General features: G+C 32.8%; 10 protein-coding genes and 1 riboswitch. Of the genes, 5 read left to right on the forward strand and 5 right to left on the reverse strand.

Annotated features, from left to right (window positions below):
* Positions 1–50: 50 nt before the first annotated feature.
* The 4 genes from purF to HXZ74_RS06415 all read right to left on the reverse strand — a co-directional run bounded on the left by purF (position 51) and on the right by HXZ74_RS06415 (position 7,069).
* The gene (gene purF / locus HXZ74_RS06400; protein ID WP_180904879.1) at positions 51–1,556 is read right to left on the reverse strand and encodes an amidophosphoribosyltransferase; all 1,506 of its coding nucleotides are present in this window, start codon (positions 1,554–1,556) and stop codon (positions 51–53) included.
* Between the two features lie 19 nt (positions 1,557–1,575).
* Positions 1,576–2,298, reverse strand: a complete 723-nt coding sequence (gene purC, locus HXZ74_RS06405; RefSeq protein ID WP_038332381.1) for a phosphoribosylaminoimidazolesuccinocarboxamide synthase — start codon at positions 2,296–2,298, stop codon at positions 1,576–1,578.
* A gap of 420 nt (positions 2,299–2,718) precedes the next feature.
* Positions 2,719–6,426 (reverse strand): phosphoribosylformylglycinamidine synthase, encoded by a 3,708-nt coding sequence (locus HXZ74_RS06410; RefSeq protein WP_286474435.1) that lies wholly within the window; start codon positions 6,424–6,426, stop codon positions 2,719–2,721.
* Between the two features lie 104 nt (positions 6,427–6,530).
* Positions 6,531–6,629, reverse strand: a riboswitch (purine riboswitch).
* 194 nt (positions 6,630–6,823) lie between these two features.
* The gene (locus HXZ74_RS06415) at positions 6,824–7,069 is read right to left on the reverse strand and encodes a hypothetical protein (RefSeq protein WP_038332385.1); all 246 of its coding nucleotides are present in this window, start codon (positions 7,067–7,069) and stop codon (positions 6,824–6,826) included.
* A gap of 192 nt (positions 7,070–7,261) precedes the next feature.
* Between HXZ74_RS06415 and HXZ74_RS06420 the strand changes: the two genes are divergently transcribed.
* The 5 genes from HXZ74_RS06420 to HXZ74_RS06440 are packed head-to-tail and all read left to right on the forward strand — an operon-like array spanning position 7,262 to position 12,413.
* The gene (locus HXZ74_RS06420; RefSeq protein WP_286474437.1) at positions 7,262–9,226 is read left to right on the forward strand and encodes an LTA synthase family protein; all 1,965 of its coding nucleotides are present in this window, start codon (positions 7,262–7,264) and stop codon (positions 9,224–9,226) included.
* A complete protein-coding gene (locus HXZ74_RS06425; protein WP_286474439.1) occupies positions 9,216–10,103 on the forward strand; it encodes a diacylglycerol/lipid kinase family protein in 888 nt (295 codons plus the stop codon). Before HXZ74_RS06420 ends, HXZ74_RS06425 begins: the two co-directional genes overlap by 11 nt.
* Positions 10,104–10,106: 3 nt before the next feature.
* On the forward strand, positions 10,107–10,790 hold the full coding sequence (locus HXZ74_RS06430) for a response regulator transcription factor (protein WP_286474441.1): 684 nt from the start codon (positions 10,107–10,109) through the stop codon (positions 10,788–10,790).
* A complete protein-coding gene (locus tag HXZ74_RS06435) occupies positions 10,783–12,177 on the forward strand; it encodes a sensor histidine kinase (protein WP_280048994.1) in 1,395 nt (464 codons plus the stop codon). Before HXZ74_RS06430 ends, HXZ74_RS06435 begins: the two co-directional genes overlap by 8 nt.
* Positions 12,178–12,206: 29 nt before the next feature.
* On the forward strand, positions 12,207–12,413 hold the full coding sequence (locus tag HXZ74_RS06440; protein WP_286474443.1) for a (4Fe-4S)-binding protein: 207 nt from the start codon (positions 12,207–12,209) through the stop codon (positions 12,411–12,413).
* A 224-nt stretch (positions 12,414–12,637) separates the two neighbouring features.
* Here HXZ74_RS06440 and HXZ74_RS06445 read toward each other — a convergent pair whose 3' ends face one another.
* Complete coding sequence (locus tag HXZ74_RS06445; protein ID WP_114999527.1) at positions 12,638–14,221, reverse strand: FMN-binding glutamate synthase family protein; 1,584 nt, start codon at positions 14,219–14,221, stop codon at positions 12,638–12,640.
* Positions 14,222–14,327: the final 106 nt, after the last annotated feature.

Genomic DNA, 14,327 nt, shown 5'->3' on the forward strand with positions numbered 1-14,327 from the left:
ATTATGATTTAGTTTTTTCGAAATACGAGATTCGAAATTCGTATAACTTATTAATCTATATGCAAAGGTTTTACCGCTTTACATTCTTCATTAGAATAATTTACGGGATATTTTTCTGTAAAACATCCAAAACAATGTTCTTTACTTCCTAATAAATCAATCAGATTATCAACTGTTAAGAAATCTAACGAATCGACATTCAAATAATCTTCAACCTCTTTAATTGACTTGTTTCCTGAAATTAAATCTGCTTTAGAAGGCATATCAATTCCTAAATAACAAGGCGCAATAATCGGAGGCGAAGCAGAACGGAAATGAATTTCTTTTGCTCCTGCTTCTTTTAAGATTTTGATTAATAATTTCGAAGTTGTTCCACGTACAATCGAATCATCTAAAACAACCAAACGTTTTCCTTTGATTTTATTTTTGATGGGATTCAATTTTAAATTTACCACACGCTCACGCATTTCTTGCGAAGGCACGATAAACGAACGAGACATATAACGATTTTTAATCAAAATTGGTTCGTAAGGAATACCCGAAGCTTCTGAATAACCAATTGCAGACGGAATTCCAGAATCTGGAACACCAATTACAATATCGGCATCAACAGGAGATTGTTCGTATAATTTTCGACCAGATTCTACACGTAAATCGTAGATTTCATTTCCTTCTATATTCGAGTCAGGACGTGCAAAATAAATGTACTCAAAAGCACAAATATTTCGTTGCGTTGGTTGATTTAATGAATAAGATTTCAAACCTTGTTCATTTACAACAATCAATTCTCCTGGCTCTACATCACGAATAAACTCTGCTCCGACAGCGTCTAATGCACATGTTTCTGAACAGAAAACATACGCATCATCTAATTTACCTAAACATAAAGGACGAATACCATTTGGATCGCGAAAAGCTGCCATTTGATTATTCGCTAATAACAAAACCGAATAAGCTCCTTTTACCTTTTCTGTTCCTTTCTGAATAGCTTCTACAATATCTAAATGCGAATATTTTTGAATAGAACGTAATAAAACCTCCGTATCCGAAGTTGCTAAAAATGGTAATCCTTCTGCTTCTAATTCAGCTCTCAATTCTTCAACTTCAATCAAATTTCCGTTGTGAGCAATAGAGAAATGAGGTTTTCCGTAAATATTGTACGTGTAAAGTGGCTGAATGTTACGACGACTTCCACCTCCAGCAGTTGTGTAGCGTGTATGTCCGATCGCAGCATTTCCTTGGTATTCTTCAATTTCGGCTTCCATTGTTTTGAAAACGTCTAATACCAAACCTGTTTTTTTCACCGTTTTGATGTTTCCATCTTTCAAGAAAGAAACACCACACGCTTCCTGTCCACGGTGTTGAAGCGCAAATAAACCAAACTGCGCAATAGAATACGTGTTGATGTTCTTTGGCGAATAAACCCCAAAAACACCACATTCTTCGTTTACACTATCCACAGTATCGGCTGCATATTTTTTCAATAAATTTCTTTCGTAGAAATTCGTTAAATATTCAGCTTTTAATTGGCTTTTATGTAATTTTTTATCAATCATTATAGAATGAAAAAAATGTTTATTTTAAAACTTCTGTCAAACGATTATATACTTCGTGATAAGCTTCAGAAACATCACCTAAATCACGACGGAAACGGTCTTTATCTAATTTTTTACCTGTTTCAACATCCCATAAACGACATGTATCTGGAGAAATTTCGTCAGCTAAAATGATATTACCATCAACATCTTTACCAAACTCAATTTTGAAATCAGCTAAAATTAAACCAGCTTTTAAGAACAATTCTTTCAACGCTTCGTTAATTACTTCTGTTTGTGTGTACATTTCATCTAACTCATCGTACGTTGCAGCACCTAATAAAACTGCATGATGATCGTTGATTAATGGATCTCCTAATTCATCTTTTTTGTAACAGATATCAAAGATTGTAACTGGAGATTTCGCTCCTTCTTCTAATCCTAAACGTTGAGCCATAGACCCAGCAACATAATTGCGCACAACCATTTCAATTGGAATAATTGATACTTTTTTTACCAATTGCTCACGATCATTCAACTGCTCGATGAAGTGAGTTTTCACTCCTTTTTCAATCAAATAGTTGAAAATTAAAGTCGAAATTTTGTTGTTCATTTCTCCTTTATCCTCAACAGTTCCACGCTTTTGTGCATTAAATGCAGTCGCGTCATCTTTGTAATACACAATTACTTTGTCTGCTTCCTCTGTTGAGTAAACTTGTTTTGCTTTCCCTTCGTAAATGAAGTCTTTTTTTGTTAAGCTCATCGTTGTTTGTTTTTTTCGAAGCTCGATTTTCGAAATTCGAAGTTAAAATTCATCTAACTTCTAGTTTCTAGTTTCTAACTTCATTACATCGTTTTTTTTGTTTTGTTTGAAATGAAAAAGTCCACTTCGTGTTTGTTGTTTGTTTTGAAAATTAACTTGTTCAAGGTTAACTTTCGAGATTAATTTCGATTGGTTCAGGATCGAAATTGGTATTAGTTTGTTGTTTGTTTCTTTTTTAGAAATTCGAAATGCGAGATTCGAAATTCGTTATTTTATTTCCAATTGTCATTCTGAATGAAGCTTTAGCGTAATGAAGAATCTTTTTTAGATTCCTCGATAAGCTCGGAATGACAAGTTTTTATTTAATTTTTAGAAGTTAAATTTTCTCAAATCTAACATCTAATATCTCATATCTATAAACTACCCTCTAAAATACTCCACCGCATTTTTGAAGATATTCATATATCCATTTCCTGGAATGTTCTTGAATAATCCTTCTTCGTAACGCTCTGGATGTCCCATTCGTCCATAAACTTTTCCACAAGGCGATACAATTCCTTCTACCGCAAACGTAGATCCATTTGGATTATAAGGCATTTTCCCAGCTAATTTCCCATCCAAATCAACAAACTGAGTGGCAATTTGTCCTTTATCAATTAACTTTTCTAATTCAACCTCATTTGCTACGAAACGACCTTCTCCATGCGAAAACGGAATCCAATATTCTTGTCCTTCCATTCCTTTTAACCAAGGTGAATGCGATTTATTCACTCTCACTTTCGCTAATTGTGTAATGTGACGACCAATTTCGTTGAACGTTAATGTTGGTGTATCTTCTTCTAAATCTTGAATACGTCCATAAGGCAATAATCCAGATTTAATCAAGGCTTGGAAACCATTACAGATTCCTAAAACTAGTCCATCACGCTCCAATAAATTGTGAATTGCATTTTTGATTTTCTCATTACGTAAAACCGTTGCAATAAATTTACCTGATCCATCTGGCTCATCAGCAGCTGAAAAACCGCCTGGTACAAAGAAAATATTGGCTTGATTGATTTCATTTACAAAAGCATCTACCGATTCTTCAACATCTTGTTGTGTTAAATTACGGAAAGGCAAAGTCGAAACGATTGCTCCTTCTCTACGGAACGCTTTTGCTGAATCATATTCTGAATTTGTTCCTGGAAAAATTGGAATGAAAACTTTCGGATTCTCCACTTTATGATCTGCGAATGCAAAACAAATTTGTTCAGCTTTCAAATCTTTTTCCTCTACAACTGTTTCAGAAGTTGATTTATATGGAAACAATGAATTGAATGTTTTTTTCCATTGTTGTTTCAATTCAATCAAATTGATTTCTTCTCCATTAAAGTTGAATGAAGTTGAATCATTCGTCTGACCTAAAACATGGTAATTTTGAGCAATTTCAGCAGGAATATTTAATTCTTCTGAATGTTCAATCACAATCGAAGCTGGATAATATTTTGCTAAATCTAAATCAGTGTTGATTTCAAATCCGATTTCATTACCAAAAGCCATATTTGCTACAGTTTCTGCAATTCCACCAAATTTAACCGTCATCATCGATTTTACATCAGAATTAATTGTTCCAATAAAATCAAAAATAGATTTTGCATTTGCTTCGTCAATTAAATAGTCTTCAGTCAATGGTGGAATAAAAACTGAAAGTTTAGAATTCTTTTCAACTAAAGTTCCTTGTACAATTTTTTCAGCCTTAGAAGGCGCAACTGCAAAAGAAATTAACGTTGGCGGAACATCAATATCTTGGTAAGAACCCGACATCGAATCTTTTCCTCCAATAGCAGGAATTCCAAATTGTTTTTGTGCTTCAATCGTTCCTAATAAAGCCGCAAATGGTTTTCCCCAACGCGTAGCTTCATCACGTAATTTTTCAAAATACTCTTGAAATGTTAAACGAATGTCAGCGTAATTTCCACCAGCAGCAACAATTTTTGTCATTGAATCAATTACCGCGAAATAAGCTCCGTGATAATTTGACCAACGAGAAATTGTAGGATTATAACCAAATGAAGCGATTGAAACCGCATTTGTAAATCCGTCTGTTGGGAATTTTTGTACTGAAACATCTTCTGGCGTATCCATTGTTTGTCCACCAAAAGCATTCAAAATAGTAGAACGTCCAACGTTGTTGTCAAACATTTCTACCATACCTTTTTGTGACGCATGATTTAACTCTTGCATCATTGTAATAAACGCTTCTTTATTGAAAGCTTTATTCTCAAAAGGGTTTGTATATTCTTCGTCCGTAACTTCGATTTTAGCTTGTTTACGAACGCCGTTTGTATCTAAAAATTTACGGTCTAATTCAACAATCTTTTTTCCTTTCCAAACCAAAGTCATTGTATCATCTCCCGTTACCTCAGCAACACAAGTCGCATCAAGATTTTCTTCTTTTGCTAATGCGATAAATGTATCCACATCTTTTGCCTCAACCGCAACAGCCATACGTTCCTGAGATTCAGAAATAGCTAATTCTGTTCCGTTTAATCCAGCATATTTCAATGGAACTAAATCTAAATCAACATTAATTCCGCGTGCAATTTCACCAATTGCAACAGAAACACCTCCCGCACCAAAGTCGTTACATTTTTTGATTAATGCTAAAACGTCTGGATTACGGAATAAACGTTGAATTTTACGTTCAACAATTGCATTTCCTTTTTGAACTTCTGCTGATAAATCGTCTAATTTTAAACCATCATGTGTTTTAGATGAACCTGATGCTCCACCTACTCCATCACGACCTGTTGCTCCACCTAATAAAATAATTCGGTCACCTGCAACGGGTTCTTCACGACGAACATATTCTTTTTTTACAGCTCCAGCCACAAAACCAACTTCCATACGTTTTGCTTTGTATCCTTCGTCATAAATTTCTTTCACAAAAGTTGTCGCTAAACCAATTTGATTTCCATAAGAACTGTATCCGTTTGCAGCTTCTTTCGAGATTTTACGTTGTGGTAATTTACCTGGTAACGTGTCTTCAATTTTTTCTAAAGGATTTGCAGCTCCTGTAATACGCATCGCTTGGAAAACGTAAGATCGTCCACTCAAAGGGTCGCGAATTGCTCCACCAACACATGTCGAAGCTCCACCAAATGGTTCCACTTCTGTTGGGTGATTATGTGTTTCGTTTTTGAATTGTAATAACCATTCTTCCTCAACTCCATCTACATCGATTGGAACGACAATAGAACATGCATTGATTTCTTCTGAAACATCAATATTTTTCACAATTCCTGTACGAGAAAGATATTTTCCCATCACAGTTGCTAAATCCATCAAACGAATTGGTTTTGTAATTCCTAATTCTTGACGAACTTGTTGGTAATAATTGAATGTTTTTTGAAGTGTTTCGTTAAATTTAGAATTAAATTGAACATCTGTAATCTCCGTCTCAAAAGTTGTATGACGACAGTGATCAGACCAATATGTATCTAAAACTTTTAACTCCGTTTCGGTTGGATTACGATTGATTGATTTGAAATAGTCTTGAATAAAAACTAAATCATCCATTTCTAACGATAATCCAAATTGGTTGTAAATGTCTTGTAGTTTATTTTCGTCAGCAGAAATAAAACCTTCAATAATTGGAACTTCTGTAGCTTCTGGATTAGCTGGAATTTCCATTTTAGAAAGATCTTTCTCACGCGACTCAATTGGATTGATTAAGTAATCTTTTACTTTCTTTAAATCTTCCGCAGACAAATCATCATTGAAAACATATAATAAACCAGACTTTACTGTTACATTTTCAACATTCATCAACACTAAACATTGTTCCGAAGAATCATCGCGTTGATTATATTGACCAGGTAAAAATTCGGTTGCAAAATAGTTTTTAGAATAAGGAATACTTTCGTTAACTGCGTCTTCTACGTATTTGAAAACAATGTCTGTCACAGGATCGACAAACACCTTATTTTGAACCTCTTGTAATTGGCTTTCTTCTATATTAAATAGATCATAAATAACAAAAACCTTGCACACAATTGTAGGTACAAGGTTTTTGAGTTCTATTGTAGTCTTCTGACTGATAACGTCAAAATTCGATTTCTTCTGAATGAAAAGTCTGTGGTTCATTGTATTGTTTGCTGTACTATTTGGTTTAATGTGTTTAAACCATTTGTATCATCTACATCAACAAACAAACTATTTTCTAACAAGAGTGGTTCAAGACTCATTTTGTAGAAAAAAAATTCATTTGTAGTGGCAATTTTTTATGGTCTGCCGTAGAGACGCTCAACCTTATTATGAGCTATACAAATGTTGTAAACTTTAAAAACTAAATCACCTTTAAAAGTGAACTGCAAAATTAAACATTTTAATTAGTAAAATCAAATCTAAATCAACAATATTTTATTTAATTTTTTGGTTAAATATTTTTCTTAAAATTTAAGCATGATTATCAATCAAATGTCCCATTTTACAACAAAAAAAATCCTTATCAAAATTGATAAGGATTTTTCGTTTTCCGTAATTATCTTGTAATTGTCAAATCGTATTCGTTGTCTGATTCATCATATTTATATGATAATTTCATATTGAAATCTTGCATAAACTTTTTGCAAAACGTTTCTATATTTAATGAATCTGGAAAAGTAGCTTTGTTAACTGTCATAAACAAAGTTGTCCAACTTGTATTGTCTTTAAAAATTGTAGAGAATCTTTTCTCCCAATATGTTAAAAACTTTTCTTCTTTTTCATTGATTAATATCTCTTCCATTATACCTACTTTATAAACCAATTACAAATTTACAACTATTTCTAATCAAAACCATTTTTTCACGAATTATTAACGTTTTCAGCTTCTATTTTTCATTCAAGAATCGCAAACTTAAGATTCGCTTAAGATTCACTTTTCTATGTTAATAATCTATTAAATATCAAGACATTTGAACAATAATTCAAAAACAAAATGTTTACAAATAATTTAAAAGGACGTTACAGTATTTTACTATTTTTCAGTTCGTTATTTATTCTAATTTCATTTATTCTACGCCTAATTTTTGCGATTTGGGTAAAAAGTGATTTCGATTGGAATATCGGCTCGTTATTACACACTATTTTTTATGGATTAGTGTACGACATTAGTGTTGTAAGCTGTTTCACGTTATTCTTATCATTTTATTTTATGATTTTACCAAACAAATTCGTCAATTCTTTATTTGATCGAATTTTCGTGTATTTCGTTTATACATTGTATTTGGTAATCATTTATTTTACATTTTTTGCCGAAGTTACATTTTGGGACGAATTCAAAAGTCGATTCAATTTTATTGCAGTCGATTATTTAATTTATACATACGAAGTTGTCAAAAACATTCAAGAATCATATCCATTACCTGTTTTAATTGGCGGAATTGTGTTGATTACAGGCTTGACAATTTTCGCAACAAAAAAAGGTTACTTCTTTTACAATACATTTCATAACAAACCAAAAACAAGTCAAAAAGTTAGCGTTTTTGTGTTCAATTTATTACTTGCGGTTGGCTCATTATTCCTTTTAAACAACGATAGCAGTTCAACTTCTGAAAACCGATACAACAATGAAATTTCTAAAGCTGGAATCTTTTCATTCTTTTCAGCTTTCCGAAATAATCACTTAAAATACGACGAACATTATAAATCTATTCCGATTGAAGATGCTTTTGCAGTAATGAAATCTGAATTGCAAGATTCGAAAACTGTTTTCGATCAACAATTCAAAAATCCAATACGAAGAACAATTTTAGCGAGTAATCCGTCACAAGCAGAGCAAAAACCAAACGTGATTTTTGTGTTGATGGAAAGTATGAGCGCTTCATTTTTGCAAGAGCAATTCAACGGAAAATCAATCACTCCAAACCTTAATGATATTGCAAATAACAGCATCTATTTTTCGAATATGTATGCCAACGGAACGCGTACAGTACGCGGAATGGAAGCTGTTACATTATCAATTCCTCCTACTCCTGGAAACAGTATTGTGAAACGTGTTGATAATCAAAACTTATATACTATTTCGAACGTTTTCAAAGCAAAAGGTTATCACAATATGTTCTTTTATGGTGGCGATGGATATTTTGATAATATGAATGCGTTTTATGGTGGAAATGGTTTTGACATTTACGATCGTGGTCGTGGTAGTGTTTTGAGTGATAAAATCAACACCAATCGTTTCAATATTAATGATGATGAAGTTACTTTTGAAAATGCTTGGGGAATTGCAGACGATGATATTTACAGAAAAGTAATCAAAGTTGCTGACGAAAAATACAAAACAAAACAACCATTTTTTGCTTTTGTGATGTCAACTTCTAACCACAAACCTTATACATACGAAGATGGAAAAATTGATATTCCGTCTGGAACTGGTCGTCCTGGTGCGGTGAAATATGCCGATTATGCGATTGGAGATTTAATTGCAAAAGCGAAAACAAAACCTTGGTTCAGTAATACCGTTTTTGTGTTTATTGCCGATCACTGTGCAAGTAGCGCGGGTAAAGATGCGATTGATGTTAAGAATCATCACATTCCGGCATTTATCTATAATTTGAAATCGCATACCAAAGAAAATGTCACAAAAGAAGTTTCTCAAATTGATATTTTCCCAACATTATTTTCGTTGTTCAATTGGAAGTATACATCTCAATTTTACGGAAAAGATATTTTCGATCCGCAATACAAATCGCGTTCTTTTGTTGGTACGTATATTAAATTAGGAATGAAAAAAGGAGAAGATGTTTCAATTTTATCCGATCAAAAGAAAATTAATCAATACAAATGGATTGATAAAAATTTAATTGATACAAAGGTTGATCCTATTTTCGAGCGTTCTATCATATCTAATTATCAAACAGCCGATTATTTATTTAGCAATCATTTATTAAATGAAAAATAAAATCATTTTTATCATCAATCCAATTGCTGGAAAGGGAAAAGGACGAATGATTGAAACTGAAATTCAAAGTTATTTTAATCAAAAAAATGTTGAATTCGAAACATTTTTGACTGAAAGTATTGGTCATGCAACTGAAATTACAAATCAAGTTCTAACAAAAAATCCTGATATAATAGTAGCTTGTGGCGGCGACGGAACAATAAACGAAGTCGCTCAAGCTTTGGTTGGTAGCAATGTTGCTTTGGGAATTATTCCGATTGGCTCTGGAAATGGATTAGCGGCTAATTTGCATATTCCTAAATCTACTGAAAAAGCTTTTGAAATGATTCTCAATGCAAAAATCAATAAAATTGATGCAGGAAAAATCAACGAAAATTACTTTTTTAGCAATATGGGATTAGGAATTGATGCAGATGTGATTAATAATTACGCACAAACCAAAACCAGAAACTTTTTGGGCTATGTAACTGCCAGTACAAAAGCAATTTTCAACTTTCAACCAAAAAAATTTAACATTGAATTAGACAATGAACACACATTAGATGATGATTTCTATTTTGTATTCTGCTCCAACTCTAACGAAGCGGGTTACGGCATCTCATTTTCGCCCAATGCAAAATTAAATGATGGAAAATTAGACTTTCTTGCGGTAAAAAAGCTTAATTTTATCGAACAAATTCAGTTTTCAGCGAATGTATTAGGAAAACGAATTGAAAAAATGAAGCAAGCAAAAGTATTGCAAGTTAATTCAGTAAAATTCAATTCCAAACAAACAAAAACCATTGCACAAGTTGATGGTGAAGCTGTTATTTTTAACCAAAATTCTATTGAAGTTTCGATTGTCCCGAATGCTTTAAATGTTATTGTTCCGAATTAGAAAATGAACAAACCAAAAGTTTTAATTGTTGAAGATGAATTGGGAATTGCCAATTTTATGCTTCAAGGTTTAGAAGAAGAAAATTTATCGCCAACGCACTGTTTAAGCGGCGAAGATGCCTTAGTGAAAATAAATAACGAGAAATTTGATGTTATTTTATTGGATTGGATGATGTTAAATATTTCTGGATTAGAAGTTTGTCAAACAACGCGATCTACCGAAAATCCGAATAAAAAAACACCTATTATTTTCATTACAGCGAAAGATACAGTTCAAGATACAATTGAAGGTTTGAATGCTGGTGCAAATGATTACATCAAAAAACCATTTGATTTCAATGAATTAGTAGCACGAATCAACGTTTATCTTCATCAAAATGAATCGAATAACCTTTTGAATTTCGGAAATATTTCATTAAATACCGAAACACATCAAACTTTTTTAGACAATAATTTAGTTGAATTAACACTAAAAGAATTTCAACTTTTAGCTTACCTATTCAAAAATAAAAACCGAATTTGTACACGCAAAGAAATCATTGAAAACGTTTGGGATATTCATTTTGAATACGATACAAGTGTGATTGATGTTTTTATTAATGCGATTCGTAAAAAATTGAATCTAAAAAAAGACGATCCGCGCTTACATACCATTCGTGGCGTTGGTTACATTTCGAAAGATGCTTAAAAAATTCTCGGTAAAAAATAGAATTGCGCTTTTCTACAGCCTTACTTTTTCGGTTATTTTACTGATTATCTTCTCTTTAATTTATTTTTCGGTAAACCGAGGCATCAACAAAACGATGTACGAAACGTTGGAGGAAGAAATTAACAGCCACGTTGATTATGTTTTACACGAACCAACATTAGAAAACTTTGTTCAACCGCGCGAATGGGAAGAAGTTGAACATACAGACATTGCACTGAATCCTGTTTTTATCTCAATTTATGATAAAAATTTCAAGCTGATTGAGAGTTCTCCAAACATGGTGCAAAATCAATTGGATTGGAACAATGAAGAACCAGAAAATAAGCCATTTTACGCCGAATATAATTCAATTCAGTTATTAATTTCTCAAGCAAAATTGATTCATCACGGCGAAGTTGTGGGATATTTGGTCGTCGGCGTTTCGACAAAACACAATCAATTAGCGCTAGATTATTTGAAAACTGCCTTACTTATTATCTTTCCTATTTCGGTTTTATTGACGTTTCTTTTAGCTCGTTTTATTGCTGCTAAATCGATTAAACCTGTTTTCAATGTGATTCATACAGCACAGTCTATCACAGAAAATAATCTTTCAGAACGCATTCAATTACCTAAAAATAAAGATGAATTATTTCAACTTTCAGCGACAATAAATTCATTGTTAGATCGATTAGAGTTTCAAATATTAAAAGCTAAACAGTTTTCGGCTGACGCTTCACACGAACTTCGAACACCATTAGCGATTATAAAAGGAACGTTGGAAATTTTGATTCGACGCGAACGCACGCCTGAACAATACAATGAAAAAATAGATTACACATTGAAACAAGTGAATCGTTTGGATCGTTTGGTGGAACAATTTTTATTGCTTTCTCGTGTCGAAAATAATAGTTTGGAGTTAAAAACTTCTTTATTTGAACTAAAATCCGAAGTTTTAAAATCAATTGAACGTTTTGATGTTTTGTTACAAGAAAAACAAATTTCTGTTGATACGGAACAACTTCAAGCTTATGAAATTGATAATTACCAAGAATTTTTTGAGATTATTATAGATAATATTTTGTCAAATGCCATAAAATATTCGAACTTAAAAGGTCAAATCACAATTCTTTCTAACATCGAAAATGATTGCTATGAATTGATTTTTGAAGACAATGGAATTGGAATGAATCAAGAAGATTTAAAATTTGTTCAAGAACGATTTTTCCGAATTAAAAATGATTCAACACTCCATATTTCTGGTTCTGGATTAGGATTAAATATTGCAACACAATTAGCTAAAATGTCTGATATTAAAATGCGAATTGAGAGTTCTCAAAATATTGGGACTAAAATTATTTTAACGTTGAATATAGAAAATTTTTAAGTAACTTCAATTCATCAAAAACCAACAAAATGAGCCAACACGAATACACAAACGGAGAAATCACCATAATCTGGAAGCCCAAATTATGTCAACACGCAGGCATTTGCGTAAAATCACTTCCAAATGTTTACAAACCAAAAGAAAAACCTTGGTTAAGACCAGAAAATGCAAGTAGTGATGAACTTATCAAACAAGTTCACCAATGTCCTTCAGGGGCGTTGAGTATAAAGAAGTAAAATAACAACCAACGAATTGAGAATTAATCATCTTTTGAAACGATTTGCATATGAACCAAATCTCAAAAAATATACAATAAAAGACTGGTTTTTAATTCAAGAAAGACTTTTTCGGATGCTTTTTTGGAACATACAGGTTGTCGTCCGTCTCAATATTTACGGAATATTCTTGAATAAAAAAAGCAATCCAATTGGATTGCTTTTTTACTATTATATGAAATTGATTAATTCACTTTACTTAATGTACGAACTCTAATTTCTTGTAATACGTCTTCTACAGACATTCCTACATATGCACCTTCTTCTACAATTGGATACAATTGATCATAAGACATAATACGTGTATTGTCGATACGTAAATTTACGTGAGAACGATTGAAATCTCTGTGAGATTTAACACCTGTTGCAGAAATTAATTCAGATAAAATATGCATTGTTTTCTTGTGGAAATTATACATACGAGTCGCTTTATCTTCTACATCCAAACCTTTCATCAATTCACGATCTTGCGTAGCAACACCAACTGGACATGTATTTGTATTACACTGTAAAGCTTGGATACATCCTACAGCCATCATCATAGCACGAGCCGAATAAACTAAATCTGCACCAATCGCCATTGCACGAGCAATGTGGAAAGAAGAAATAATTTTTCCAGAAGCTACAACACGAATATCTTTTTTAAGACCATAACCACGTAATGTATCAACAGCGAAAGCTAAACCATCTAACAAAGGCATACCCAAAGAGTTTGAGAACTCTACAGGAGCAGCTCCAGTTCCACCTTCACCACCGTCAATTGCGATATAATCTGGTTTGATACCAGTTTTGATCATTGCTTCACAAATTTCGATAAACTCGCGTTTAATCCCAATACACAATTTGAAACCAACTGGTTTTCCACCTGATAATTCTCTTAATTGTTTGATGAAATGTAACATTCCTTCTGCATCAGAGAAAGCTGAGTGAGATGGAGGAGAATCAACAGTTGTATATGGTTCTACAGCACGAATCTTAGCGATTTCTGGCGTATTTTTATTTGCTGGTAAAATTCCTCCGTGACCTGGTTTTGCACCTTGAGAAATTTTTAACTCAATCATTTTTACATTTGGTAAAGTAGCGCGTTCTACGTACTTATCTGGATCGAAACCACCATCAGTAGCACGACAACCAAAATATCCTGTACCAATTTGCCAAATCAAATCTCCACCTGGCTGTAAGTGATATGGAGAAATTCCCCCTTCACCTGTATTGTGAGCAAAGTTTCCTAATTTAGCTCCTTTATTCATCGCTAATACAGCATTTTCACTTAACGAACCGAAAGACATTGCAGAAATGTTTAATAAACTTGCTAAATAAGGTTGTTTACATTCGCTTCCTCCAACTTTTACACGTGGATCATCAGCATGTTTGATTTTTCCAGCATACATCGAGTGATTTAACCACTCATATCCTGGTTCATAAACATCTAATTGCGTCCCAAAAGGAACTGTGTCAATTACATTTTTTGCACGACGATACACCATACTACGCATCAAACGGTCAATAGGTTTTCCTTCAGTATCCGTTTCAACAAAGTATTGCATGATTTCTGGACGAATACTTTCTAATAAATAACGACCATGTCCTACAATAGGAAAGTTTCTTCTGATAGCGTGCTTTGTTTGCGAGATATCAGCAATTCCTAAGGCAATCAAAGGAAGAATAATTATTAAAGACCATAAGATACCTGGCCAAAAATAAGAGATTACTCCAATTGCAACAAGAGTAATGATAGATCCTACTACGAAAAGTTGTCTTACTTTCATAAGTAAAAATTTAAATGATTTTGATTAAAAATTTGGTGTCAAATATATCTAAAAAAACTCGGTTTAACGCCTTTAATTCTGAAATTATTTCTTTTAAAATATTGAT

The organism is Empedobacter sp. R750, assembly GCF_030324345.1.
In the GTDB taxonomy this organism is placed as follows: domain Bacteria; phylum Bacteroidota; class Bacteroidia; order Flavobacteriales; family Weeksellaceae; genus Empedobacter; species Empedobacter falsenii_C.

What these genes read in the sequence shown, in the direction of transcription:
- purF (WP_180904879.1), bottom strand. Translation starts at nt 1,556, where the DNA reads ATGATTGATAAAAAATTACATAAAAGCCAATTAAAAGCTGAATATTTA.
- purC (WP_038332381.1), bottom strand. Translation starts at nt 2,298, where the DNA reads ATGAGCTTAACAAAAAAAGACTTCATTTACGAAGGGAAAGCAAAACAA.
- HXZ74_RS06410 (WP_286474435.1), bottom strand. Translation starts at nt 6,426, where the DNA reads ATGAACCACAGACTTTTCATTCAGAAGAAATCGAATTTTGACGTTATC.
- HXZ74_RS06415 (WP_038332385.1), bottom strand. Translation starts at nt 7,069, where the DNA reads ATGGAAGAGATATTAATCAATGAAAAAGAAGAAAAGTTTTTAACATAT.
- HXZ74_RS06420 (WP_286474437.1), top strand. Translation starts at nt 7,262, where the DNA reads ATGTTTACAAATAATTTAAAAGGACGTTACAGTATTTTACTATTTTTC.
- HXZ74_RS06425 (WP_286474439.1), top strand. Translation starts at nt 9,216, where the DNA reads ATGAAAAATAAAATCATTTTTATCATCAATCCAATTGCTGGAAAGGGA.
- HXZ74_RS06430 (WP_286474441.1), top strand. Translation starts at nt 10,107, where the DNA reads ATGAACAAACCAAAAGTTTTAATTGTTGAAGATGAATTGGGAATTGCC.
- HXZ74_RS06435 (WP_280048994.1), top strand. Translation starts at nt 10,783, where the DNA reads ATGCTTAAAAAATTCTCGGTAAAAAATAGAATTGCGCTTTTCTACAGC.
- HXZ74_RS06440 (WP_286474443.1), top strand. Translation starts at nt 12,207, where the DNA reads ATGAGCCAACACGAATACACAAACGGAGAAATCACCATAATCTGGAAG.
- HXZ74_RS06445 (WP_114999527.1), bottom strand. Translation starts at nt 14,221, where the DNA reads ATGAAAGTAAGACAACTTTTCGTAGTAGGATCTATCATTACTCTTGTT.